This is a genomic window from Streptomyces sp. NPDC048504, from assembly GCF_043200035.1.
Classification (GTDB): domain Bacteria; phylum Actinomycetota; class Actinomycetes; order Streptomycetales; family Streptomycetaceae; genus Streptomyces.
On sequence record NZ_JBICXA010000026.1, the window covers coordinates 78,139 to 102,515 of the forward strand.

The following is a 24,377-nucleotide window of genomic DNA, read 5'->3' on the forward strand; positions in this document are numbered from 1 at the left end:
CCTGGCCGGCCGATCGCTGCTAGCCGACCGGTCGCCTATTGGAGAAAGTAGGCGACCTCTGGAAGGGAAAGCAAAGGTCAGACGGGGTTTTCCCAGGACCGGAATCCTCGTTGCTGGGAGGCCTGGCCTCCCAGTCCACGTCAGCGGTGCGGGTCGCCCTCGGGCAGCCAGGCGTCGGGGGCGCGCAGCCCGAGGTCGCCGACGCCGTCGCAGAGCGCGTCCACGGCGGCGAGCACGGCCGTGCGCGTCTCGCCCTCGCGCCACACCAGCGACCAGGTCCAGTGGACCGTCGGCCCGGCGATCTCCCGGCGCACCAGGTCGGACGGCAGTGAAGTGGTCTGCCCCTTGGGCGAGTTGACGACCGGACGACGGCTGCGGCGGACGTGGTCGAAGAACGCGGGGCCGGTGACACCGCCGTCGGAGATGGGCACCGCGCGGGCCCCGGTGTCGTGGGCGAGCTGCTCGGCGTAGACGTTCCACGACGACCAGGAGTTGGTGTCGTCGTCGAGGAGGAGGGCGGTGTCCCGAGCCCGCACGTCACCGGTGTCGGTGCCCGGGGACACCGCGTACAGCCGGTCCGCGCCGAGCAGCCGGGCTCGCAGTCCGTGCCGTTTCAGGTTCTCGTCCCGTACCCAGCACACCGCGAGGTCCAGACTGCCGTCCGCGACCCGGGCGGCCTGTGTGTGCGAGGGCGCGACCCACGCGTCGACATGCACCTGGGCCACTCCGGCGGTGCGCGAAGTCAGGTCCGCGGGAAGCCAGTTGACGTAGCCGAGCCGGACCGCCTCCGAGCCCGCGAGCCGCCCGGCCCGGCGCCGGAGGTCGTCGGCGCGCTCCAGCAGGGCCCGGGTGTGCGGGAGTAGGGCGGCGCCGGCCGGGGTGAGGGAGACCGAGCGGCGGTCGCGGTCGAAGAGCCGTACGCCCAGGTCGCGTTCGAGGGCCTTGATCTGCTGGGAGAGGGACGGACCGGCGATCAGGAGGCGGTCGGCGGCGCGGCCGAAGTTCAGCTCCTCGGCGACGGCGACGAAGTACCTCAGTTGGCGCAGCTCCACGCCCGTCATGCTACGCGCGCTGGGAGGTCGTGCCTCTCAGCAGGGAGCGAGCCCGTCGTGGCGCCCGGGCCGGTCACGGGCCACGATGAGGACATGGAAGCCCGGCACCCTGCCGTCCCGCCGGGCGGGCCCGAACGGAGCGAGATCATGCTGCGAGAGTTCCTGGTCGAGATCACCACCACGATCCCCGAGGGCACCGCCCAGGAAGAGGTCGACCGGCGCCGCGCCGCTGAGGCCGTCCGCGCCCGCGAACTGGCCTCGACCGGCCATCTGGCCCGGTTGTGGCGCCCGGTCGGCGAACTGCGCAGCGTCGGCGTCTGGCGCGCCGCCGACGAGGAGGAACTCCACGCGAAGGTGCTCGGCACGCTGCCACTGCACGCGTGGATGACCTTCGCCGTCACCCCGCTGGAACCGCACCCGAACGACCCCGGCTATGCGGAGTAACTCACCCTGCCCGCAAGGGACTTCACCACCATGAGCCGCTACGCCCCGGTCCCCGCACCTCGGGCGGAGGGCCCGCTCCCGTCCCCCTGGACCCACGTCGCACGGGTCGCCGCGGCCCTCGCGGCGGGCATGGGCGTCGGCCGCTTCGTCTACACCCCGATCCTCCCGCTGATGCACGCCCAGGCGGGGCTCTCCACCGACGCCGGCGCCCACCTGGCCACCGCCAACTACGTCGGCTACCTCCTCGGCGCCCTCGCCGGCACCCTGTTCCCCGCCCTGGTCCGCTCCCGCACTGTCCTGCGCGGCTCGTTCGTCCTGCTGATCGGCACGCTGGCCGCGATGCCCGTCACCGACAGCACCACGGCATGGATCGCGCTGCGGTTACTGGCAGGGATGGCGAGCGCGCTGGTCTTCGTGGTCGCGGTCAGCTCGCTCCTCGGCCATCTGCGCAACCACCCGGCGCACATGCCCGGTTGGGGCTTCGGCGGCGTGGGCGCGGGCATCGCGCTCTCCGGTCTGCTGGTCCTCGCCCTGCGCTCGGTAGCGGACTGGCAGGTCGCGTGGTGGTCCTCGGCCGCCCTCGCCACGGCACTCGCGGCGGCCGCGTGGAATCTACGGCCCGAGGCACCGGCCGCACCCTCAATCGACGCCCCTGAAAAGGTAGTTGGCCCCTGGTTCGGCGCCCTGTTCGTGAGCTACGCCCTGGAGGGCGTCGGCTACATCGTCGCCGGTACCTTCCTGGTCGCCGCGATCGGGCAGAGCTCCCCCGGCTGGATCGGCAGCGGCGCATGGGTGCTCGTAGGCCTGGCCGCCGTACCGTCCTCCGCGCTCTGGGCACGGCTCGGGCGCCGCTGGTCGCGGCCCGGGCTGCTGTGCGTGGCGCTGGTGATCCAGGCGGTCGGCATCGCCCTGCCCGCGCTGGCCGGCGGGGTGGCGGCGGCCCTGGTCGGCGCGGTGCTGTTCGGCGCCACCTTCATCGGCGTCAGCACGCTCGCCCTGGCAACCGGGGCGGAGCTGCAATTCCCGCGCTCGGTCGCCCTGTTGACCGCCGGTTACTCCATCGGCCAGATCCTCGGCCCCCTCGCCGTGGCCCCGCTCCTGCACCACGGCTACCGCCCGGCCCTGCTCCTGGCCGCCGCGGTGGTCCTCGCCGCGGCCGTCGCAGCCGCCGTCCTGCGGACCGGCTTCCCGCCTCGTCAAACGGTGGCGCTACGACCCTCCGCGGCCGCCCGGGACGTACGGACCGCCGGTCGCTGATCAGGCGGTACGGGTCCCGAGCAGGGCCAGGCAGTTGGCCCAAAGGGGGCTCAAACGCCCGGTGTTGTTGTAGAGCTTCGCGAACATCACCTGGCCCTCCAACTGCGCGACGACGGAACGCGCCGCCTCCTGGGAGTCGTTGACGGTGATGTCCCCGCGCTCGCGCGCCTCGCCGATGACCGAGGCGACCATCTCGACCTGGGCGTCGAAGATCTCCTGGAGCCGCGCGCGAACGGCCTCGGTCTGATTGCTCATCTCCAGACTGAGGTTGCCGAACAGGCAGCCCAGCACGGTGCCGCAGCCCTGCTGCACGGCGTGCTGGCCGGCCTCGGTCTCCTCGAACAACTGCCGTAGCCGGTCGAGCGGTTGAGCACCGCCGGTCTCCCCGCTCAGGATGCGCGTCCACTCACGGCGCTGGTCCGCCCAGTGTTCGTCGACGACGGCCAGCGCGAGGGCCTCCTTCGACGCGTAGAAGTAGTAGAAGCTGCCCTTCGGCACTCCGGCGGCCTTGCAGATCTCGGCCACCCCCAGAGCCGAGTAACCGCGCGCCTCGAAGAGCGTCCGCCCGGCGGCGAGGATCTTCTCTCCGGCGTCACTGGTCCTACCCATACGACGACTATACGACCGGTCGGCTATCCTCCGCCGAGCAGTTCGAGCCGGGCTACCAGCTCCGCCGCCGTCGACTTGATCGTCTCCAGACCCGGCTTCCCCCACGGCCGCGGCTCCGTGTCGACGACACACACCGTGCCCAGCACCATCCCCGTGGAGTCGATGAGCGGCGCCCCCAGATAGGAACGGATCCCGAACTCGTCGACGACCGGATTGCCCGCGAACCGCGGATAGTCGCAGACGTCTTCCAACACCAACGCCTTACGTCTGACCACCACATGGGGGCAGAACCCATAATCACGCGCCAACTGCCGGCCCACCTCGGGCTTGGCGTGCTCCCCTCCCGAGACGGGCCGGGGCAGTCCCACCCCGCCCGGAGTGTGCAGACCGGCGAAGAACTGCCGGTTCTCGTCGATGAAGTTGACCATGGCGTACGGCGCCCCGGTCAGGTCGGCGAGCTGGTCCGCGAAGGCGTCGAGCGCCGGGTCCGGGTGCTCCCCCAGGCCCAGCCCGCGCAGCCGGCGCCGCCGTTGAGGGGCCTCCTTGTCCTCGGGTGTGAGCAGCAGACGACCGGCCGGACGCGGCGGGTCGTAGCTCATGGGCAAACTCCGTCCATGTGGACGCATGACATAGAGGAACTCCGTGGCGGTGTGCGGGGATCACATGTGGGCACCATGGCTCGGCGCGTGTGCCGGGGCGTGGGCGATGAGATGGCGTACGAGGGTCAGCAGAGTCTGGACACCGGAACTGGAAATCCGCGCGTCGCAGCGGACGACCGGGATCCCGGGGTCGAGATCTATGGCGGCACGCACCTCCTCGGGGTCGTAGCGGTAGGAGCCGTCGAATTCGTTGATCGCGACGATGAAGCCGAGGCCACGCTGCTCGAAGAAGTCGACGGCCGCGAAGCACTCCTCCAGCCGTCGTGTGTCGGCGAGGATGACCGCGCCGAGCGCGCCTTCGGACAGCTCGTCCCACATGAACCAGAACCGCTCCTGTCCGGGCGTGCCGAACAGATAGAGCACGTGTTCCGGGTCGAGGGTGATCCGGCCGAAGTCCATCGCCACGGTCGTCTCGACCTTGTTCTCGATGCCTTCGAGATCGTCGGTCGCGGCACTGACCGTGGTGAGCAGCTCCTCCGTGCTGAGCGGCGCGATCTCGCTCACGGCGCCGACGAAGGTCGTCTTGCCGACGCCGAAGCCGCCCGCCACCAGGATCTTCAGCGCGGTGGGGAAGGGGTCGTGGCCGCTCTCGTAGTCAGAGCTGTCGTCGTAGTCCATCGAGCACTGCCTCCAGAAGAGACCGGTCAGTGGGGTTGTGGTGGAACTCGGGTGGCTTGGTGGTCAGCGTCCCGCAGTCGACGAGGTCCGACAGCAGCACCTTGGTGACCACGGCCGGCAGCTTCAGGTGGGCGGAGACCTCGGCGACCGAGACGGGCGCGCGGCACAGGTCGAGCGCCTGCGCGTGCTCGGGTCCGAGGTAGCCGAGGGGGGTGGCGCCGGTGGCCATCACCTGCGACAGGAGGTCGAGTGCGACGGAGGGCCGGGTACGGCCGTTGCTGACCGTGAAGGGGCGCACCAGACGTCCGGCCGCGTCGTCCAACCAAGGCCCGTCGCCGGCCGTCGCCACGCTCAAGGCCTCATCGCAGGTGATTCGACGGCGTGCTGCCGGGGGGCGGTCACGAGGTAAGGGCGGACGCTCTTGACCAGCATCGCCATCTCGTAGCCGAGGACGGCCGCGTCGGCCTCACGGCCGGCGAGCACGGCGAGACAGGTGCCGGATCCGGCCGTGGTGACGAAGAGCAGCGTCGAGTCGAGCTCGACGACGACCTGCCGGACGTCTCCACCGTCACCGAAGCGGACGCCCGCGCTACGGCCGAGGGAGTACAGCCCGGAGGCCAGGGCGGCCATGTGGTCGGCGCTGTCAGGGTCGAGCCCGTGAACCGACTTCACGAGCCCGTCGCAGGAGAGCAGCACCGCGCTGGTGGTGTGCGGTACGCGCTGCACGAGGCCGCTCATCAGCCAGTCGAGATCGGATACATGGCCGGTCGGCGCGTCGCTCGCCATGGTGGATCGACTCCTTGGGGTACGAAGGTCTGCGGGAGCGCGGGTGGGGGTGCCAGTGGGGGTGGTGGCGTGCGTGGTCATCCGGCTGATGCGCTCCCGTCGTGCCGGGCGGTGAGGTCGTGGTCATGGCCGAGCACATGCGCGTGCGCTTCGGTTATGGGGGCCGCGTCCATGTGGGGGGCGAGGGTGAAGCGGTCCGTCCCGGTGTCCGGTGTCGTGGGCTGAGCGGTGTAGCGGTGCAGTGCGGTGTCCATATAGCCGGAGCCCATGTGCGTTGCCGACATGTGGGGCTGGTCCACAGGGGTGGTCGCGTCCCGAGCGGAGGAGTCCGCGTGGAGCGCGTTCGTGTAGAGACCGCCTGTGTGGACGCCGGTCGTGTCGGCCCCGTTGGTGTGCGGGACCTCCATGTGGTCCGACGCCATGTGCGGTGACGCCACCTCGCCCTCGTCCAACGGCACCACCCCGTCCGCCGCCTCGGCCGCCTCCATGTGCTGCTGCGCCTCCGCGAGGCCGATCCCGCGCTGGAACGCGGCCATCAGGCCCGGGTCGTGGCCGGCGGGGTGTTCGGAGTCCTGGCGGGGGGTGGGGCCGTCGCGGAGTTGGGGGGCGATGTGTTCCTGGGCGCGGCGCCGGGGCAGTTGGGGCGGCTTGCCCATGGTGCCGCGTACCGCTCCGCCGCGTGGGACGGGCGGTGCGGTCATGTTCTCAGCCACGGTCCCCCGGTCGTCGGGACGGATGCCGGGCACCGCTTCCGAGGGGTTGGCCCGTTCCACGTGGGCGCCGCGCACGGGCAACGGCACCGGTCCGCTGCCGTCCGACCCCGCTGCGGCGGACGGTGCTGAGTCCCGTCGCTGATGCCGCCCCGGCGCCCCTGACCCGCGCTGATGCCGACCCGGCGCGCCAGGAGCACCGGACGGCACCGACGCACCCTGCCCGACGGCGAGTTGACCCCCCTCGGTCCCACCCTGTGCCTGCTGCGGCGGGACGAGCGGATGCCCCCCGCCCAAGGTGTCCTGCGGCTGTCCTACGACCCCGGGGGCGCCCGGCGCCGTACCCGACAAGGCCTGTGGCACCACGAGTACGGCCTGCACCCCGCCGTAGATGTTGGTCTGCAGGCGGACGTGGATGCCGTGGCGACGGGCAAGTTGAGAGACGACGAACAGGCCGATGCGGCCGTCGGCCAGCAGGCTGGCGACGTTGACCTGGTCGGGGTCGGTGAGCAGGGCGTTCATCCGGCTCTGCTCACCGGCGGGCATGCCGAGTCCGCGGTCCTCGACCTCGACGGCGAGGCCCGAGGTCACGAGATTGACGCGGAGCAGCACTTGGGTGTGCGGGGCGGAGAACACCGTGGCGTTCTCGACGAGTTCGGCCAGCAGGTGGATCACGTCGGCTACGGCGTGGCCGCGCAGGGTGCCGTCGATCGGCGGCACGAGTTTGACGCGGGAGTACTGCTCGACCTCGGCGATGGCGGAGCGCAGCACCTCGGTCATGGAGACCGGCTTGCTCCACTGTCTGCGGGATACGGCGCCGCCGAGGACGGCGAGGTTCTCGGCGTGGCGGCGGATGCGGGTGGCGAGGTGGTCGACATGGAAGAGGCCCTTGAGGAGGTCGGGGTCCTCGATCTCGTTCTCCAGCTCGTCGAGGATGGAGATCTCCCGGTGCACGAGGGACTGCAGGCGCCGTGCGAGGTTGACGAAGACCTCGACCTTCTGTTCGCTGCCCGCCTGGCTGGAGAGCTGTGCGGCCGCGACGACGGCGGTGACGGCGCCGTCGTGCGCGTGTGCCAGGTCGGCGGCGAGCAGGTCGAAGTCGTCGGCGTCCCCGGGGGGCTTGGTGCGCGGCTTGCGTGGGGGCGGGCTCTCGCCGCGGCGCAAGGCCTCGACCAGGTCGCGCAGATCGGCCTCGCCGCGCGCGCTGCTGCGGCGCAGGGCGCCGATGCGGTCGCTGACGGAGCCGGCGGCACGGCCTGCGGCCACAGCGGCGATGAAGATGCCCGCGATCGTCACGGACGTGGCTCCGGCGAGGACGCCCCAGAGGGTGAGGCTGGTCCGCGCTCCGGTGGAGCGGACGGTGAACAGGACGGCCGCGCTGGCGCTCAGCGCGACCGCGACGGGCGGCAGCACGGCGAGGCGCAGGAGCTGGGGGCGTATGTGGGTCTCGGGCAGTGCGGGCACGGGGCGGGCGGCCGGTCGCCCGTGCCGGCCGCCCTCACGGCGGTCTGCGCGGGCGGCCGGTGCACGGAGTTGAGACATCGGCGTCCTCGTACTGGTGCGTCGGGCCGGTTGGTTCGCGCGGGGTGCGCGATTCGGGCATACGCCATCGCGGTGCCGGTCGAGAGAGCCGAAGAATTCGGCCCCGCGTCGCCCGACGGACACTCACAGTAGTCGTCAACGCATCAGGTGCGGTGGGCAGTTGACAAACTCCCACGGGGAGCGTCCCGCTCTGGTATGAGGCCTCGTACGACAGACCGATAACCCCCTCGACCGCATGCCGAAGAAGGACAAAGAATCGATCGCACCTGATCGGAACCGGTCACGAGCGGGCGTCGGGGGCCGAGGGGTTCGATGCCACCCCGTCTCCGACACTCGCCCGCCCCTCGCCCAGAAGCGGGCCGCGGAGGCGTTCCCCGGGGCCTCGGCCGCCCTCGACCCCACCCCGGAACATGACAGAACGTGACTGCCGTCGAGGTGTACGAGCGCGTCAGGCGTCGAAGCGGCGGCGGGCGGCCTCGATGTGACCGAGGTATCGGTGGGTCCAGCCGCACATGGCATCGACCGTCGCCCGGAGCCCCTGGCCCGACTCGGTGAGGGTGTATTCCACGCGCGGCGGCACGGTGGGGTGCACGTCACGCTCGACCAGACCGTTGCGCTCCAGCATGCGCAGGTTCTGGGTGAGCATCTTGTGGCTGATGCCCTCGATCGCGTTCCGCAGCTCACTGAAGCGCAGGGTGCCTTCGCCGAGGGCCTCGATGATCAGGAACGCCCACTTGTTGGCGACGTCGGAGAAGATCTCCCGCGCCAACGAGTCCGCGCGTCTCAGGTCCGCGTCCTCGGGCGAGTCGCTGAAGTGCTTGGTCACCATAGGGTTCCTCAGTCACCGAAAAGTGCGTTCTTCCAGGTCAGCGGCAACTCTCCTACGGTTTCCGAGTAACCACAAGTGACCGAGAACGAGGTGGGCAGCATGGCCGTCACTCTGATGAACCCCAGCGGATTGCCGCAGATCCCGGTGTACCGGCAGGTGTCGATCGCGACCGGGGCGAAGCTGGTCTTCGTCGCCGGCCAGGTCGCCTGGGACGCCGAGGGGGTCACGGTCGGCGAAGGCGACCTCGCGGCCCAGGTCGAGCGGAGCTATCTCAATGTCGGCACCGCGCTGGCGGCGGCCGGCGCGTCCTTCGACGACGTGGTGAAACTGACCGTCTACGTCGTCGACTGGACCCCCGACAAGATGCCCCTGTTCCTGGAGGGGGTCGCCCGGGCCACCGCGAAGCTGGGGACCACGCCGATGGCGCCGGGCACGTTGATCGGCGTGGCGGCCCTGGACGTGCCGGACCATCTGGTCGAGGTCGAAGCCACCGCGGTCATCGACTGAGCAGAGCCGGCAGGACAGGACTTCCTCGCCCTGTCAGCGTTCGTTCGCGAGATCCAGTTCCGCCGGAGCGGTCGTCGGCTTCGGTTCCGTCTCCACCGGCTTCGGGGTCCGCCAGGGGTGATCGATCGTTCCCCCGAAGGGCCGCCACCACGGGTCCGTCGTCAGGTCGCCGCCCGGTTCGAACGGCTCGCCCGGCCTCGGTGTGGCCACGGCCTGGCCGGCCGCTTCGCCCTCGTCCGCGGTCCATTCGCCGGGCTCGGCCCACGGGTGCAGCGCCAGATTGAAGGTGCCCCAGTGGATCGGCAGCAGCACCCCGTGCGGCTGCCCGCCCTGGAGATCGAGGTGGGCGCGCATGCCCTCCTCGGGCGTCATGTGGATGTCGGGCCAGAACTCGCTGTACGCGCCGATCTGGATCATCGTGGCGTCGAACGGGCCGTGCGCGGCACCGATGTCCTTGAAGCCCTCGAAGTAGCCGGTGTCGCCGCTGTGGTAGATCCGGTGCTCGTCGCCGGCTACCACCCAGGAGGCCCAGAGGGTGTGCTGGGTGTTGCGCAGGCCGCGGCCGCAGAAGTGCCGGGCCGGGGTGGCGGTCAGGGTGAGGCCGCCGACCTTGGTCTCCTCGTGCCAGTCCAGCTCGCGCAGCCGGTCGGGGGACACGCCCCAGTGCTCCAGGTGGGCACCGACGCCCAGCGGCACGGCGAACAGGGTGTCCGTGTCGGCCAGCGCCTTGATCGTGGGCATGTCCAGGTGGTCGTAGTGGTCGTGCGAGATGACCACGACGTCGACCGGGCCGAGCGCGGCGATCGGCAGGGGCACCGGGTGCAGCCGCTTGGGTCCGGCGAACGGGAACGGGGAGCAGCGCTCGCCCCAGACCGGGTCGAAGAGGACCCGGTGGCCGTCGATCTCCGCGAGCACGCTGGAGTGCCCCATCCAGGTCAGCCGCAGCCCGGTCGCGGCGGGCCTGGCCAGGTCGGCGAGGGTGGTGGCGTGCACCGGCAGCGTGCCGTCGGGGGCGCGGCGGGCGCGCTGCTCCTTGTCGAGGTAGGACTTCCCCATCTCGCGCACCGTGCCGCCGGACGGGCGGACGTTCGTATTGCCCCCGGGGTTCTGGAAGACCCCGTCCTTGAAGTGGGGGGATCTGCGGATGCGCGCCAGGCGCTCGCCACTCGGGTCCGCGCCGAAGGCAGCGGGCTGCAACGCGCGGAGCCCGGAGCTCAGCGTACGGAATGCGGTCACGATGCCTCCAGGTCGGGTCGTTCAGGCTTTCCATTATGGTCGACCCCTGTGACAACGCCGCTGCGTCGGCGTCATCGGGGCCGGTTTCCAAGGAAAGACCAAAGTTCCGCGCCGGAGGTTGACGCCGCGGGGCGGAACTCGCCCTTCCGTTGACAGGACACGGCACCTCTTCCGATACTGACTCGCCGTTCAGTACCCGCCATTCAGCACCGACCGTCCGGTACGCGCTCCAGTACGCGTGCTGCCCGTACTCGCCCTGTCGGCCGGCGCCCCGAGGAGCCCGTATGACCGCCCCCTTGATGTCGCTCACCTGGACCGACCACGTCACCGGCCGCCAGGGCTTCCTGGTCGTCGACCGGCTGGTGCGCGGGGTGTCCAGCGGCGGCCTGCGGATGCGGCCGGGCTGCACGCTCGACGAGGTGGCGGGGCTGGCCCGGGGCATGACCATGAAAGAGGCGCTCCATTACGACCCGCAGGGCCTGTACATCCCCCTGGGCGGCGCCAAGGGCGGCATCGACTGCGATCCCCAGGACCCGGTGTCGTACGGCCTCCTCGTGCGCTATCTGCGCGCCATGCGGCCGTACATCGAGAGCTTCTGGACGACGGGTGAGGACCTCGGGCTCACCCAGGACCTGGTCGACCGGGCCGCCGCGGAGGCGGGGCTCGTGTCGTCGATCCAGGCCGTGTATCCGCTGCTCGATGACGAGACCGCGGCGCGGCGGCGGCTCGCGGACGCCTTCGCGGTCGAGGTGGAGGGCATCGGTCTCGACGAGCTGGTCGGCGGCTGCGGGGTCGCCGAGTCGGTGCTCGCGGCGCTGGACCGGGCGGGCGTGCCGTACGCGGGGACGCGGGTCGCCGTGCAGGGGCTGGGCACCATGGGCGGGGCCACGGCACGGTTCCTCGCGCGCGCGGGGCTGTCGCTCGTCGCCGTCGCCGACATCAAGGGCACGATCGCGAACCCGGCCGGCCTCGACGTGGACGCGCTGCTCGCGGCCCGGGACACGTACGGCACCGTGGGCCGCTCCGCGCTGCGCCCGGGCGACCTCGAACTCCCCGGCGAGGACTGGCTGTCCGTCGACGCGGAGGTGCTGGTTCCGGCAGCGGTGTCGTACGCGATCGACACCGCGAACCAGCAAGGGATCACGGCCCGCTGGATCGTCGAGGCGGCCAACATGCCCGTACTGCCCGAGGCGGAGGAACTGCTGTCCGCGCGCGGGGTCACCGTGCTGCCGGACGTGGTCGTGAACTCCGGGACGAACGCCTGGTGGTGGTGGACCCTGTTCGGCGACATCGGCGCCGACGCGGACGAGGCCTTCGCCCACACCCGGCGTTCGATGCGCGCCCTGATCGACCGGATGCTGGCCCGCGCGGAGGCCGACGGCACGACACCGCGCGCCGCCGCGCACGCCATCGTCGCGGACCGGCTGCCGGTCATCGCGGAACGGTTCGGCTGGTACCGGTGACGTACGGGACACCACCCCTATGGGCAACGGATTAGGGTGATCACGTGGCGAGAGTGCGGTTGAGCGTGGCGGAACGGCGGGCCGAGTTGCTGCGGGCCGCCGTCGAGCAGATCGAGGCGCGGGGTGTGGCGGCGGTCCGGATCGCCGACGTGGCCTCGGCGCTCGGCGTGAGCAACGCGCTGGTGCTGTATCACTTCTCGACCAAGGAGAAGCTGGTCGCCGCCGCGTTCGCCTTCGCCGCCGAGGACGACCTCGCGCATCTCCACAAGCTCCTGGGCCGCCGTACGACCGCGCTGCGCCGACTGCGGGCAGCGGTGCGCTGGTACGCGCCGACCGGGCAGGCCAAGGGCTGGCGGCTGTGGATCGAGGGCTGGGCGGCGGCCCTGCGCGAACCCGCCCTCCTGGACGTCACCCGCGATCTCGACCGGCAGTGGAAACAAGCACTGGCGGAGGTCGTCGCCGAGGGCGTGACCGCGGGCGAGTTCCACTGCCCGGACCCGGCCACCACCGCCCTGCGCCTGACGGCCCTCCTGGACGGCCTCGCCGTACAGATGACCGCATACGCGGGAGCGGTGCCGCGGGCACGGGCCCTGGAGTGGGTCGACGAGGCGCTCGCACGGGAACTGGGCCTGGAGCGGGCGGCGTTGACCGCTCCCTGAGTCGTTCCTCAAAGGCCGCCTCTTCGAGGAGACGCCTCCCGAGAAAGCCGCCTCTCCGAGGGGTCACCTCCGCACCCGGCACCCCGTTACCGCAGGACCCCGTTACCGTGTCGCCCCGTCAGGCCACCCGTTCGATCCGCATCTTGATGTCGTCCGGCGACAGCGCGCCCTTCGCCTCGACATGGTCCCCGGAGGACTCGCCGCGCAGCCGGCGTCCGATCCACGGCACCAGGTACTCGCGCGCCCAGTGCACGTCGTCGCGCCGGATGTCAAGCGTGCCGCGCGGCGGCAGCGGAGGCCAGGGCTGGTCCGGGTCTGCCGGGACCTCGACGCCGAGGACCTGGCCCGCGCGGAGCGCCACGCGCGTGTGCCCCTCGGGAGAGAGGTGGAGCCGGTCGCCGTCCCAGGCCCGCCGGTCCTGGACCGTCTTCAGCGACCACAGGTCGAGCACGGGGCAGCCGTAGCGGTCGGCGATGGCCCGCACATGTCCGTTGTAGGTGGCGATCTTGCCGCGCAGATGCTTGAGCACGGGCACGCCGCGGGTGTCGAAGCCGGTCGTCACCAGGACGGTGCCGACGGCGGCGGTGAGATCGGCGACCGCGCGTTCGAAGCGCTCGGCGACCTCGTCGGGGTCGGTGCCGGGGCGGATGATGTCGTTGCCGCCGGCGCAGAAGGAGACCAGGTCCGGGCCGATCTCCTTGGCCCGGGTGAGCTGGTCGGCCACGATCTGGTCCAGCAGCTTCCCGCGCACGGCCAGGTTGGTGTACTCGAAGTCGCCCTCGGGCCGCCGATCCGCGAGCAGTACCGCGAACCGGTCGGCCCAGCCGACCATCGCCCCGTCGGGCCCTGGATCGCCGACGCCCTCGGTGAAGCTGTCCCCCACCGCCACGTACGACCCGATCACTGATCTGTTGTCACTCTTCGAATCGTTAGCCACGGCAACCATAATTCACCCTCGCATGTGACCTACGCGATCGTATTTAGGGGTTGACGGGCGGTGAGATAAGCCACTTGTAAAGGGTTGTCCAAAGTCGGAATAAGCCTCTGATCAGGGGCGTTGACCCCGGAACTGCTGTGCCCGAAGGCCGGACCCAAGGATCTGGGTCCGGCATTCGGTTGCGTGGGGCAGGCGTGGGGGCCCGGTGTCAGCCGACGGTGACGCCGTGCGAGCGGAGGTAGGCGACCGGGTCCACGTCCGAGCCGTAGTACGGCGTGGTCCGGATCTCGAAGTGCAGGTGCGGGCCGGTCACGTTGCCGGTCGCGCCGGAGAGGCCTATCTGCTGGCCCTCGGTCACGGTCTGGCCGGCCGAGACGGACAGCTGCGACATGTGGGCGTACTGCGAGTACTCGCCGTCCGCGTGCCGGATGACGACCTCGTTGCCGTAGGCGCCGTCGTAGGCCGCCGACACGACCGTGCCCGCGGCGACCGCCTTGACGGTGGTGCCGGTCGGGACGACGAAGTCGACGCCGGTGTGGTAGCCGCTGGACCACATGCTGCCCGCGACGTGGTAGCCGGTGCCGATGGTCCCGCCGGTCACGGGGAGGGTGTAGCCGGTGGAGGTGCTGGTACTCGTGCTGTCGTCGCTCTGTGAGGCCGAGCTGCTCTTCGACGAGGAAGAGGAGGACGACGACGAGGACGAAGCAGTCGAAGTACCGGACGACTTGGAGGAAGTACCGGTGTCCGTCCCGCCCGTCGATGCCTTCTCGCCGAGGGAGAGCTTCAGGCCCGGGTGGATCAGCGACGGGTCGCCGCCGATGGCCTCACGGTTGTCCTGGTAGAGCTTCTTCCAGCCGCCGGTGACGTCCTGCTCCTCGGCGATCTTCGCGAGCCAGTCGCCCGACCGCACCGAATACGTCTTGACGCCCGAGGCCTTCGAGACGGTCTTCGCGGCCGCCTTCTCAGAAACCGTCTTCTCGGCCGCCGGAACGGACTGAACTGCCTTTTCCGGAACCGAAGTCGTGGTCGCGGCATGGGCGCCGGTGGCCCCCATGAGCGGAAGGGCGAGTGCGGCGCCGCCGGTTCCGGCTACGGCCATCGAGCGGGTGAGTCGCTGGGACTTCGGGCGGCGGTGCTTACCCTTCGCGGGCATGACGAATTCCTCTCCGGCGCCTGCGAGGTGAGCTGTCGGGTGCGGGCTGGAGATGCCCGGCCGCGCGCTGGACGCGGCTAAACCCCAAGCCCGTTCCGGAGACCGGAACAGGCGTCTTACCTGTGGGTCCCCCGCTCCTGCCGCATACGGGTGGGTGTGTGCGGAGTCCGGTCGGCGGCAGGATTGGGCGTCCGTCCGGATTGGTGGCGAACGTAAGCGAGGAAGACGCAAAGGGACAAGCAGGAGGTTCCACGGATTTGCGTTCCTTGCGTTTCCCTGTGGGAATTCACAGTCACCCTCCGTGAATTCCCACAGGACCCGACCCCCCAATTCCCCTGCAAAAGCACGTCAATTACGTGAACATGACGAGCGACGCACGGTCACGAATATGACGCTGCTCACGTACACAACTCTCAGGTTCCTTTATTCCAGAGCGAGTTGGAACGAAGGCTGCAATTAGGACAGAGGGATCAGATGCGACGCAGGCGGATAACCGTCGCATCGAGGTCACCGCGCAGGGGGGTACGCAGGCCGTGGTGCAACAAGACGGCACCCCGGTGCACTTCGCCCGTTTCGAGGCATTCGTACGACGCTGCCGGGTCGAGCCCGCGCAGCCGGAGCGCCGGTACGGGCTCGCCGTAGTGCTGCGCCTGGAGCAGGGCGAGGACGACGGTCTCGTCGCCGCGCGCGTACTGCACGGCACTCAGTCCGCCGCTCGGCGGGCGCAGCCGGTGGAGGTCGCCGTGCTGCACGAGCGGCCGGATCTCCTTGTAGAGATCCACCCACCGGCGGGCCTCGGCGAGTTCCTCCCCGCTCCACTCCGAGAGGTCGCCGCCCACGCCGAGCACTCCGGCCATAGCACTCACGAACCGGAAACGCAGGCTGCTGACCCGGTCGTTGAGCTGGGTGTTCGGGCTGTCGGTGACCCAGGCGGCCATCACGCGCGCGGGATGGATCTGACTGAAGCCGTGCTGGATGGCGAGCCGGTCCAGCGGGTCGGTGTTGTCCGAGGTCCACACCTGGTCCGTACGGCTCATGATGCCGAGGTCGATCCGGCCACCACCGCCCGAGCAGGACTCGAAGGCCACACCCGGGTGGGCCGCCCGCAGCCGGTCGAACAGGGCGTACAGCGCGCGCACATGGTCGACCCAGAGGCGCTGCGGGTAGCCGTCACCGGGCCACCCGGCGTCCGTGAAGCAGCGGTTGAAGTCCCACTTCACGTAGTCGATCGGGGCGCTGGAGAGCAGCCCGTCGAGCTGCTCCCAGAGGTACTCCTGCACGTCCTCGCGGGCGAGGTTCAGTACGAGCTGATTGCGGAACTCCGTCCGCTTTCGCCCCTCTTGGTACTGCACCCAGTCGGGGTGCGCGCGGTACAGGTCGCTGTCCGCGTTGACCATCTCGGGCTCGACCCAGATGCCGAACTGCATGCCCAGCGCGTGGACGCGGTCGGCAAGGGGCTTGAGTCCTGCGGGGAAGCGATCCGGGTTGGGGGTCCAGTCGCCGAGCCCGGCCCGGTCGCTGGTCCGCTTCCCGAACCAGCCGTCGTCGACCACGAACAGCTCGACCCCGAGCGCCGCCGCGCGCTGCGCGAGCGTCTCCTGCTGCTCCTCGGAGATGTCGAACTGGGTGGCCTCCCAGGAGTTGTAGAGCACCGGCCGGTCCTGGTCCGCGTCCGGGATGACGTACGTCCGCTGGTACGCGTGCCAGGTGCGGCTGGCGCCCCCGAAGCCGGCGTCGCTCCACAGGCCGGCGAAGACGGGGGTCGTGAAGGACTCCCCCGGTGCCAGGAGCAGCAGCCCGGAGTCGTCGTACCCGGCGCCGCCGGTGATCTGCACGCGCGCGTCCGGGAGTTGGGCCACGGCGATCCGCCAGGACCCCGACCAGCCGAGGGCGCAGCCGTAGACCTCGCCGCGCTCCTCGGTCGCGTCCGTGTCGAGCGCGACCCAGGGCAGGTGCTGGTGCCCGGTGTGGCCGCGCCGGCTGCCGATGACCTTCTCACCGTAGGTGAGGTCGGAGCGCACCAGCCGCGACTCGGCGGCCCACCGCCCGTGCAGCTGCGACAGCTGCCACCCCTCCCGCTCGGGCAGCGTCCACACGGCGGAGTCGGCGCGCAGCAGCTCCAGCGTCTCGGCCCCGTCGTTGTCGAGGCTCGCCCAGCGCTCCACGACGTCGCCGCGCATCCGGTAGTGCAGCGTGATCGCGAGACCGGTGTCCCGGAAGCGGAGCCGCAGCTCGTCGCCCTCGGTGTCGTACCGCTCGAAGGTCCATTCCGTGCCGCGGCGCTCGGGGGTGCGCACGGACAGGGCGGGTCGGGCGAAGCGGGGGCCGCCCTCGACGGGGTACTCCTCGCGGCCGTCGAGCGGGGACTCGAAGGAGGAGCCCACGGGCAGCGGGCGGCCGGCGAGCTCCTCGGCGTCGGCGAGTGCGATCGCGGGGCCCCAGTGCAGGTGGAGCAGCTCGTCGTCCTCGGTGAGATGGACGGCGTAACTGCTCGTGGGGCCCGACAGCACCCACGTACGGCCGTTCTCGGCGATCTCCAGCATCAGGTTCCTCACAGATTCGAACAAGTCCGCTCAAGCGCCAACATCATCAACGGCGGAAGGCCTGTGAGGCAACGCCTGTGGACAACTCATTGCCTGTCGGACCCATGTCGTATCGTCGGGAACGTGCCCGCCGGTGAGCCGCGCCGTCGGGCCGAGTGGGAGGAGTCCTCGTGACGCAGCAGATTCCGTCGACCGAGCCGGAATTGTCCGGAGTGCGCAATTTCCGGGACGTGGGCGGGCTTCCGACCGTGGACGGACGACGGGTGCGGCACGGGGTGCTGTTCCGCAGCGGCCACCTCGCGCACGCGACCGAGGAGGACGCCGCGTTCCTCGACTCGCTGGGCCTGCACACGATCTTCGACTTCCGCAACGCGTCGGACCAGAAGCTGGAGGGCCCCGATGTCGAGCTGCCCGGCGTACGCAATGTGAATCTGCCGCTGAGCGACCCGGCGGACGGCTCCGAGTTCTGGAAGATGGTCCGCGACGGCGAGATGGACCAGCTGCGCGAAATCCTCGGCGGCGACAAGGGCGCGAACCGGATGATCGCCTCGTACCGCACGATCATCAAGGAGCGCACCGCCGAGCACTCCCAGGTACTGCGCTCGCTCGCGGAGGACAGCGTCCCCGCGCTGATGCACTGCGCGGCGGGCAAGGACCGCGCCGGCCTGTCGATAGCCGTGACGCTGCTCGCCGTGGGCGTGGAGCGCGAGGCGATCGTGACCGACTACCTGGAGTCGAACGCGAAGCACCGCCGCTACAAGGTGCGCCGCAGCGGCCCCTCCGCCTCGGCCTACTCCCCCGAGGTGATGGAGCTCCTCAGCCCCCTCTTCGACGCCCGCGCCGAGTATCTGACGGCGGCCTTCGAGACCGTCGAGGAGACCTGGGGCAGCGTGGACGCCTACCTGGAACAGGGACTGGGGATCACCCCGGAGATCCGGGAGCGGCTGCGCGAACGCCTGCTCGACTGAACCGGACCCGGTGAACCGGCCGTCGCGGCAGGTTACTTGGCGCCCACGGAGAACAGCAGGTAGATGAAGCCCGCGAAGATGTGGCCGACGGCGATGTAGATGATGAGCCGCACCCACAGGGCACGGGGGAACTTGTCCTCGATGTTGTTGCCGCTCATGGCGTCTCTCCGGTGATCGGGCCCAGGCACAGGGTGGCCGTGGGGCTCTGCAGCAGGGTGTGGACGAACAGGACCTCGACGCCGTCCTCGTCGGCGGCCGCGAGGCGGTGCGGGGTGAGCGAGTCGAAGTGCGCGCTGTCGCCCGGCGCGAGGAGGTGCGCGGTGTCGCCCAGGCGCAGGCGCAGCCGCCCATTGAGGACGTACAGCCACTCCTCGCCGGGGTGCACGCGCACGATGTCGCCCTGGGAGCCGTGCGGGATGCGCACGCGCAGCGACTGCATCCCGCGGCCGGGGGCGCCTGCCTGCCAGTAGGTCCAGCCGCCCGCCCGGGTCGGTTCCATGTCGGCGGCGCGGACTACGGCCTCCCGGTCGGTGACCGTCTCACCGAGCAGATCGGAGACTGTCGTACCGTAGATGCGGGCGAGCGCGAGCAGCATCGGCAGCGAGGGCTGGCGCTGCCCGGTCTCCAGACGGGAGAGATGGGCGGGCGAGAGTCCGGCCGAGCGGGCGGCGACCTCCAGCGTGAGGGAGGCGCGGCGACGGAGGGCCCGGAGCTGTGGTGCGACGGTGGCCGGCAGGTCTTCGACCGGCCCGGCCGCCGGTTCCGGCTCGGTCTCGGGAGAGCTCATGCTCTCCATTCAGCCGCAGGCTTGTCTCCGAGGCAAATCTCTTGCCTCGGAGGCAAAAGGCCCGGCGCTCACCCACGGCGCACGGCAGAAACCCCTACCGGTTGGCCACCGCTACCGGTTCGCCACCGCCTGCTTCACGAGCGTCTTGCTGAAGTCCCACATCAGCCCGCCACCGCTGTGCGCGTCGTCCATCACGGCGGTGAAGGCGTCCACGAACCGGTCCACCTCACGCTCGCCGATGATCAGCGGTGGGATGAGTTTGATGACCTCCAGGTGGTCGCCGGAGACCTGGGTCAGGATCCGGTGCCGCTGAAGCAGCGGTACGACCACCATCTGCGCGAACAGGCCCTTGCGCGCTGCCTGCAACATGGTCCAACGGCTGCGCAGCTTCAGCGACTTGGGCCTGCCGAACTCGATGCCGATCATCAGGCCCCGCCCGCGGACGTCGGCGAGCAGCTCGTACTTGTCGACCAACGCGGCGAGTCGGGACCTCAACTGCTCCCCGGTGGCACGGGCGTTGGCGACGACCTGCTCGTTCTCCATGACCGACAGGACGGCGAGCCCGGCGACCATGGCCTGCGCGTTGGACCCGAAGCTCGCCGAGTGGACCAGGACGCGGTCCATGGACGAGTAGACCTTCTTGAAGATCCAGTCCTTGCCGAGGGTCGCGCCGACCGGCACATATCCGCCGGACAACGCCTTGGCCACGCACACCAGGTCCGGCTCCACGCCCTCCTCGTGCTGGTAGGCGTAGAAGTCGCCGGTCCGGCCGAGGCCGGTCTGTACCTCGTCGGCGATGAGCAAGGCCTTGTGCTGGTGCAGGAGTTCCTGCGCCGAGCGCAGATAGCCGGGCGGGGCCTCGTGCACGCCCTTGCCCTGGATCGGTTCGACGACGAGGGCGGCGACGTCGCCCTTCTTCAACTCCCGTGCCAGGGCGTCGAGATCGCCGAGCGGTACGGCCGTGTCCGGCAGCAGCGGGGCGAAGCCGTCCCGGAAGCCGTCCTCGCCGTTGACCGAGAGCGAGCCGGTGGTCAGGCCGTGGAAGGCGTGGTCGCAGTACAGGACGCGGGGTTTCCCGGTGGCGTACCGGGCGAACTTGAGCGCGGTCTCGACCGCCTCCGTACCGCTGTTGCCGAAGAACACCCGGTCCAGGTGCGGGCTGTGGGTGAGGAGTTGCTCGGCGAGCAGGCCGGGCAGCGGCTGGCAGTCGAAGCGGGTGAGGTCGGCGAGCTGGGCGTCGAGGACGTCGTGCACCGCCTTGCGGACGACGGGGTGGTGGCGGCCCAGGCCCATCACCCCGAACCCGGCGAGCATGTCGAGGTAGTCGTTGCCGTCGGCGTCCCAGAAGTAGGCGCCCTCGCCCCGCTCGTAGACCTTGTCGAAGCCGATGGTGTGCAGCACGCGCGGGAGCTGGTGGTTGAGGTACTTGGTGTGCAGCTCGTAGCGCTCGGCTCCGCGCTCGGCCAAGAGCGCGGTGAGGTCGAACTCCTTGGTCATTCGGGTTTCTCCTTGGCTGTGCCGGCGTTCGTGTCCTTGACCGCCAGGCTTGCGCTGATCCGTCCGGCGACCTCGACGGGTGTGAGGCCGATGTCGGCGAGCACCTCCCCGCGTTTGGCATGCGCGAGGAACTGCTCCGGGATGCCGAACCGCCGTACGGGGACGTCGACTTCGGCATCCCCGAGCGCCAGCGCCACGGCGGCGCCGACGCCGGAGGCACGGCTGTTGTCCTCGACGACGGCCACCAGCCGGTGCTCCGCGGCGAGGCCGGGGAGCACCGGGTCGACGGGTTTGACCCAACGGGGGTCCACGACCGTGCAGTTGATGCCGCGGGCTTCGAGGAGTTCGGCGGCCTGGAGGCAGACGGGCGCCATCACGCCCACGGCGACGAGCAGTACCTCGGGGGTCTCAGCGCCCCGGTGCAGGACGTCGAGGCCGCCCACGCGGTCGATCGCGGGGATCTCCGGTCCGACCGACTCCTTCGGGAAGCGGACGAGGGTCGGCGCGTCGTCGACGGCGACCGCTTCCCGTAGCTGCGCCCGGAGTTGGTCGGCGTCACGTGGCGCGGCGATGCGAAGACCCGGCACCACTTGCAGGATGGACATGTCCCACATGCCGTTGTGTGACGCTCCGTCAACTCCGGTCACCCCGGCGCGGTCCAGGACGAACGTCACCCCGCAGCGGTGCAACGCCACGTCCATCAGGAGCTGGTCGAAGGCGCGGTTGAGGAAGGTGGCGTAGACGGCGACGACGGGATGCAGACCGCCGGTCGCCAGGCCCGCCGCCGACACGGCCGCGTGCTGCTCGGCGATGCCGACGTCCCACACCCGGTCGGGGAACTTCGCGGCGAACTTGCCGAGGCCGACCGGGTGCAGCATGGCCGCCGTGATGGCCACGACGTCGTCCCGTTCCTCCCCGATGCGCAGGATCTCGTCGCCGAACACGCTGGTCCAGGAAGGGCCGTTGGAGGGCACGAGGGGCTCGCAGGTGAGCGGGTCCATCACGCCGACGGTGTGGAAGTGGTCCTCCTCGTGGGCGAGGGCGGGTTCGTAGCCGCGGCCCTTCTCCGTGAGGCAGTGGACGAGGACCGGGCCGTGGAAGCGTTTCGCCCGGCGCAGTGCGGACTCGACGGCGCCGATGTCGTGTCCGTCGATCGGGCCGACGTACTTGAGGCCCAGGTCCTCGAACATGCCCTGCGGCGCGAACGCGTCCTTGAAGCCCTTCTTCGCGCCGTGCAGCGACTCGTAGACCGTGTTGCCGACGACCGGGGTGCGCAGCAGGACGCTCTTTCCCCAGGCGAGGACCTGCTCGTAGCTGTCGGTCGTGCGCAGGGTGGCCAGGTGGTTGGCGAGGCCGCCGATGGTGGGCGAGTAGGACCGCTCGTTGTCGTTGACGACGATGATCAGCGGCCGGTCCTTGGCGGCGGCGATGTTGTTCAGCGCCTCCCACGCCATGCCGCCGGTGAGCGCGCCGTCGCCGATGACCGCGACGACATGGCCCTTCTCCCCCTGCACCTGGCGGGCCTTGGCGAGGCCGTCGGCCCAGCCGAGCGCGGTGGAGGCGTGGCTGTTCTCGATGACGTCGTGCTCGGACTCCTCGCGCGAGGGGTAGCCGGACAGCCCGCCCTTGCTGCGCAGCTTCGAGAAGTCCTGACGACCCGTCAAGATCTTGTGTACGTAGCTCTGGTGGCCGGTGTCCCACAGGATGCGGTCGGTTGGAGACTCGAAGACCCGGTGGAGCGCGATGGTCAGTTCCACCACTCCCAGGTTGGGTCCGAGGTGTCCGCCGGTCCTGGCCACCGCGTGGACCAGGAACTCCCTTATTTCTTCGGACAGTTCGCCGAGTTCCGCCTCGGACAGCGACTTCAGGTCGCGTGGTTGCCGGATGCTCTCCAGGATCGTCACGTCGGGCCCCCTTCGGTCCGTGCTGTTTCAGCTCACGGTGACGGCCGGCTCCCCCGCCGCGACGCCGTCCTGCTCCATCTGTTCGGCGATCTTCATCGCCTCCTCGATGAGGGTCTCCACGATCTTCGACTCGGGCACGGTCTTGATGACCTCGCCCTTGACGAAGATCTGACCCTTGCCGTTGCCGGAGGCAACCCCGAGGTCCGCCTCCCGCGCCTCACCGGGTCCGTTGACGACGCAGCCCATGACCGCGACGCGCAACGGCACCTCCATGCCCTCAAGCCCTGCCGTGACCTCGTCGGCGAGCTTGTAGACGTCCACCTGGGCGCGCCCGCAGGACGGGCACGACACGATCTCCAGTCGGCGGGGTTTGAGGTTCAGCGACTCCAGGATCTGGAGGCCGACCTTGACCTCCTCCACCGGCGGGGCGGACAGCGACACCCGGATCGTGTCGCCGATGCCCTCGCTGAGCAGCGCCCCGAAGGCGACCGCCGACTTGATCGTGCCCTGGAAGGCGGGCCCGGCCTCTGTGACCCCGAGGTGCAGCGGATAGTCGCTCTGCGCGGCCAGCTGCCGGTAGGCGTTGACCATCACCACGGGGTCGTTGTGCTTGACGGAGATCTTGATGTCGCGGAAGCCGTGCTCCTCGAAGAGGGACGCCTCCCACAGGGCCGACTCGACGAGCGCCTCGGGCGTCGCCTTGCCGTACTTCTGGAGCAGACGGCGGTCCAGGGAACCGGCGTTGACTCCGATCCGGATCGGCGTGCCGTGGTCCTTCGCGGCCCGAGCGATCTCCTTGACCTTGTCGTCGAACTGCTTGATGTTGCCGGGATTGACGCGAACTGCCGCACAGCCGGCCTCAATTGCGGCGAACACGTACTTGGGCTGGAAGTGGATGTCGGCGATCACCGGGATCTGCGACTTGCGGGCGATGGTCGCCAGCGCGTCCGCGTCGTCCTGTGTGGGACAGGCGACGCGGACGATCTGGCAGCCGGACGCGGTGAGTTCGGCGATCTGCTGGAGGGTGGCGCCGATGTCCGACGTACGGGTCGTGGTCATCGACTGGACCGAGACGGGGGCCCCGCCCCCGACCGCCACCGGCCCGACCTGGATCTGCCGCGACACACGTCGCTCGGCGATCGGCCGGACCGGCATCTCGGGGACGCCCAGGGACACTGCGGTCATGGCGTCAGTCGCGGTTTCCTGCGACGGTCTCGCGCATGGCCCGCAGGGACTCCTTGAGGGAGCCCATGGTGGCGAGGACGGCGGTGGGCTCGTAGCCGCAGTGCGCCATGCAGTTGGCGCAGCGCGGGTCCTTGCCGCGGCCGTACTTGTCCCAGTCGGTGTCCTCGATCAGCTCCCGGTACGTCGGGACGTACCCGTCGCTCATCAGGTAGCAGGGGCGCTGCCAGCCGAAGAGCGAGTAGTTCGGGATCGCCCAGGCCGTGCACGGGAAGTCGACCTTGCCCTCCAGGAAGTCCAGGAAGAGCGGGGAGTGGTTGAGCCGCCACTTCCTGCGGTTGCCGCCCGCGAAGGCCTTCTTGAACAGCTCGTGGGTCTGCGCGACACCCAGGAAGTGCTCCTGGTCGGGCGCCTTCTCGTAGGCGTAGGCGGGCGAGATCATCATCTCGTCGACCTTGATGTCGTCGTTGAGGAAGTTCAGGACCTCGATGATGGTCTGCGGGGTGTCGGTGTTGAAGAAGGTGGAGTTGGTGGTGACCCGGAAGCCGCGCTTCTTGGCCTCCTTCATCGCCTCCACCGCCTCGTCGAACACCCCCTCCTTCGCGACGGACTCGTCGTGCCGCTCGCGCAGCCCGTCGATGTGCACCGCGAAGGCGAAGTACGGGGAGGGCGTGAACTTGTCCAGCTTCTTGCGCAGCAGCATGGCGTTGGTGCAGAGGAAGACGTACTTCTTCTTCGCCACCAACTGCCGCACGATCTCGTCGATCTGAGGATGCATCAGGGGCTCGCCGCCCGCGATGGACACCATCGGCGCACCGGATTCGAGCACCGCCCCGACGGCCTGCGCCACCGGCATGCGCTGCTTGAGCACGCCCGCCGGGTGCTGGATCTTGCCGCAGCCCTCGCACTTCAGGTTGCATGCGAAGAGAGGTTCCAGCTCCACGATCAGGGGGAACTTGTCCCGCTTGCGGAGCTTCTGTTCAGCCAAGTATGTAGCGACCTTGATTGTCTGGCGCAGCGGCATGGCCATCTGGC

At 70.1% G+C, this 24,377-nt stretch carries 24 protein-coding genes and 1 riboswitch; of the genes, 6 read left to right on the top strand and 18 right to left on the bottom strand.

The features are described 5' to 3' along the window. Positions 1 to 140: 140 nt before the first annotated feature. On the bottom strand, positions 141 to 1,061 hold the full coding sequence (locus tag ACGFY9_RS45360) for a LysR family transcriptional regulator (RefSeq protein ID WP_393764455.1): 921 nt from the start codon (positions 1,059 to 1,061) through the stop codon (positions 141 to 143). Between the two features lie 141 nt (positions 1,062 to 1,202). Here ACGFY9_RS45360 and ACGFY9_RS45365 point away from each other — a divergent pair, with 141 nt between their 5' ends. Beyond that, positions 1,203 to 1,496, top strand: a complete 294-nt coding sequence (locus tag ACGFY9_RS45365; protein ID WP_393764549.1) for a muconolactone Delta-isomerase family protein — start codon at positions 1,203 to 1,205, stop codon at positions 1,494 to 1,496. A 30-nt stretch (positions 1,497 to 1,526) separates the two neighbouring features. Further along, entirely contained in the window at positions 1,527 to 2,753 is a 1,227-nt protein-coding gene (locus ACGFY9_RS45370; RefSeq protein WP_393764457.1) for a YbfB/YjiJ family MFS transporter, read from the top strand. Here the strand turns inward: ACGFY9_RS45370 and ACGFY9_RS45375 are convergent, their stop codons facing one another. The 7 genes from ACGFY9_RS45375 to ACGFY9_RS45405 form a co-directional block, all read right to left on the bottom strand. Continuing rightward, entirely contained in the window at positions 2,754 to 3,362 is a 609-nt protein-coding gene (locus ACGFY9_RS45375) for a TetR/AcrR family transcriptional regulator (RefSeq protein WP_393764459.1), read from the bottom strand. Positions 3,363 to 3,385: 23 nt separating this feature from the next. Continuing rightward, on the bottom strand, positions 3,386 to 3,961 hold the full coding sequence (locus ACGFY9_RS45380) for a GAF domain-containing protein (protein ID WP_393764461.1): 576 nt from the start codon (positions 3,959 to 3,961) through the stop codon (positions 3,386 to 3,388). A gap of 60 nt (positions 3,962 to 4,021) precedes the next feature. After that, positions 4,022 to 4,639 carry an ATP/GTP-binding protein gene (locus tag ACGFY9_RS45385; RefSeq protein ID WP_033281764.1) on the bottom strand — a complete coding sequence of 206 codons (618 nt, stop codon included), beginning with the start codon at positions 4,637 to 4,639 and terminating at the stop codon, positions 4,022 to 4,024. Further along, positions 4,617 to 4,988 carry a DUF742 domain-containing protein gene (locus ACGFY9_RS45390; RefSeq protein ID WP_393764551.1) on the bottom strand — a complete coding sequence of 124 codons (372 nt, stop codon included), beginning with the start codon at positions 4,986 to 4,988 and terminating at the stop codon, positions 4,617 to 4,619. Before ACGFY9_RS45390 ends, ACGFY9_RS45385 begins: the two co-directional genes overlap by 23 nt. Before the next feature lie 2 nt (positions 4,989 to 4,990). Further along, positions 4,991 to 5,425, bottom strand: coding sequence for a roadblock/LC7 domain-containing protein (locus tag ACGFY9_RS45395; protein WP_019069670.1), 435 nt, complete (start codon positions 5,423 to 5,425; stop codon positions 4,991 to 4,993). A 77-nt stretch (positions 5,426 to 5,502) separates the two neighbouring features. Continuing rightward, positions 5,503 to 7,677, bottom strand: coding sequence for an ATP-binding protein (locus tag ACGFY9_RS45400; protein ID WP_393764464.1), 2,175 nt, complete (start codon positions 7,675 to 7,677; stop codon positions 5,503 to 5,505). Positions 7,678 to 8,125: 448 nt separating this feature from the next. Continuing rightward, on the bottom strand, positions 8,126 to 8,506 hold the full coding sequence (locus ACGFY9_RS45405; protein WP_393764466.1) for a winged helix-turn-helix transcriptional regulator: 381 nt from the start codon (positions 8,504 to 8,506) through the stop codon (positions 8,126 to 8,128). A gap of 99 nt (positions 8,507 to 8,605) precedes the next feature. Here ACGFY9_RS45405 and ACGFY9_RS45410 point away from each other — a divergent pair, with 99 nt between their 5' ends. Next, positions 8,606 to 9,013 carry a RidA family protein gene (locus ACGFY9_RS45410; RefSeq protein WP_393764468.1) on the top strand — a complete coding sequence of 136 codons (408 nt, stop codon included), beginning with the start codon at positions 8,606 to 8,608 and terminating at the stop codon, positions 9,011 to 9,013. A 33-nt stretch (positions 9,014 to 9,046) separates the two neighbouring features. On the opposite strand, the gene ACGFY9_RS45415 is transcribed toward ACGFY9_RS45410, so the two are convergent. Beyond that, entirely contained in the window at positions 9,047 to 10,249 is a 1,203-nt protein-coding gene (locus ACGFY9_RS45415; RefSeq protein WP_393764469.1) for an MBL fold metallo-hydrolase, read from the bottom strand. Between the two features lie 284 nt (positions 10,250 to 10,533). Between ACGFY9_RS45415 and ACGFY9_RS45420 the strand changes: the two genes are divergently transcribed. Both ACGFY9_RS45420 and ACGFY9_RS45425 read left to right on the top strand, forming a co-directional pair. Then, a complete protein-coding gene (locus ACGFY9_RS45420) occupies positions 10,534 to 11,712 on the top strand; it encodes a Glu/Leu/Phe/Val dehydrogenase dimerization domain-containing protein (protein ID WP_393764471.1) in 1,179 nt (392 codons plus the stop codon). Between the two features lie 44 nt (positions 11,713 to 11,756). After that, the gene (locus ACGFY9_RS45425) at positions 11,757 to 12,371 is read left to right on the top strand and encodes a TetR/AcrR family transcriptional regulator (RefSeq protein WP_393764473.1); all 615 of its coding nucleotides are present in this window, start codon (positions 11,757 to 11,759) and stop codon (positions 12,369 to 12,371) included. 118 nt (positions 12,372 to 12,489) lie between these two features. Here the strand turns inward: ACGFY9_RS45425 and ACGFY9_RS45430 are convergent, their stop codons facing one another. The 3 genes from ACGFY9_RS45430 to ACGFY9_RS45440 form a co-directional block, all read right to left on the bottom strand. Then, positions 12,490 to 13,275 (bottom strand): SGNH/GDSL hydrolase family protein, encoded by a 786-nt coding sequence (locus ACGFY9_RS45430; protein WP_393764553.1) that lies wholly within the window; start codon positions 13,273 to 13,275, stop codon positions 12,490 to 12,492. A gap of 241 nt (positions 13,276 to 13,516) precedes the next feature. Next, entirely contained in the window at positions 13,517 to 14,461 is a 945-nt protein-coding gene (locus ACGFY9_RS45435) for a peptidoglycan DD-metalloendopeptidase family protein (protein WP_393764475.1), read from the bottom strand. Positions 14,462 to 14,465: 4 nt separating this feature from the next. Next, positions 14,466 to 14,628, bottom strand: a riboswitch (cyclic di-AMP (ydaO/yuaA leader). A gap of 303 nt (positions 14,629 to 14,931) precedes the next feature. After that, positions 14,932 to 17,004: an alpha-galactosidase gene (locus tag ACGFY9_RS45440; RefSeq protein ID WP_393764477.1), complete on the bottom strand. Its 2,073-nt coding sequence runs from the start codon at positions 17,002 to 17,004 to the stop codon at positions 14,932 to 14,934. Between the two features lie 170 nt (positions 17,005 to 17,174). Between ACGFY9_RS45440 and ACGFY9_RS45445 the strand changes: the two genes are divergently transcribed. After that, positions 17,175 to 17,972: a tyrosine-protein phosphatase gene (locus ACGFY9_RS45445; RefSeq protein ID WP_393764479.1), complete on the top strand. Its 798-nt coding sequence runs from the start codon at positions 17,175 to 17,177 to the stop codon at positions 17,970 to 17,972. A 32-nt stretch (positions 17,973 to 18,004) separates the two neighbouring features. Here the strand turns inward: ACGFY9_RS45445 and ACGFY9_RS45450 are convergent, their stop codons facing one another. From ACGFY9_RS45450 to hpnH, 6 genes are all read right to left on the bottom strand, one after another. Further along, positions 18,005 to 18,130, bottom strand: coding sequence for a DUF6126 family protein (locus ACGFY9_RS45450; RefSeq protein ID WP_393764481.1), 126 nt, complete (start codon positions 18,128 to 18,130; stop codon positions 18,005 to 18,007). Further along, positions 18,127 to 18,759 carry a helix-turn-helix domain-containing protein gene (locus ACGFY9_RS45455; protein ID WP_393764483.1) on the bottom strand — a complete coding sequence of 211 codons (633 nt, stop codon included), beginning with the start codon at positions 18,757 to 18,759 and terminating at the stop codon, positions 18,127 to 18,129. The genes ACGFY9_RS45450 and ACGFY9_RS45455 overlap by 4 nt, the downstream gene beginning before the upstream one ends. A 111-nt stretch (positions 18,760 to 18,870) precedes the next feature. Further along, positions 18,871 to 20,256 carry an aspartate aminotransferase family protein gene (locus ACGFY9_RS45460; protein ID WP_393764485.1) on the bottom strand — a complete coding sequence of 462 codons (1,386 nt, stop codon included), beginning with the start codon at positions 20,254 to 20,256 and terminating at the stop codon, positions 18,871 to 18,873. Further along, complete coding sequence (gene dxs / locus ACGFY9_RS45465) at positions 20,253 to 22,160, bottom strand: 1-deoxy-D-xylulose-5-phosphate synthase (protein WP_393764487.1); 1,908 nt, start codon at positions 22,158 to 22,160, stop codon at positions 20,253 to 20,255. The genes ACGFY9_RS45460 and dxs overlap by 4 nt, the downstream gene beginning before the upstream one ends. 27 nt (positions 22,161 to 22,187) lie before the next feature. After that, positions 22,188 to 23,345 (bottom strand): flavodoxin-dependent (E)-4-hydroxy-3-methylbut-2-enyl-diphosphate synthase, encoded by a 1,158-nt coding sequence (ispG, locus tag ACGFY9_RS45470; RefSeq protein ID WP_393764489.1) that lies wholly within the window; start codon positions 23,343 to 23,345, stop codon positions 22,188 to 22,190. Between the two features lie 4 nt (positions 23,346 to 23,349). Beyond that, entirely contained in the window at positions 23,350 to 24,372 is a 1,023-nt protein-coding gene (gene hpnH, locus ACGFY9_RS45475) for an adenosyl-hopene transferase HpnH (RefSeq protein ID WP_033281750.1), read from the bottom strand. Positions 24,373 to 24,377: the final 5 nt, after the last annotated feature.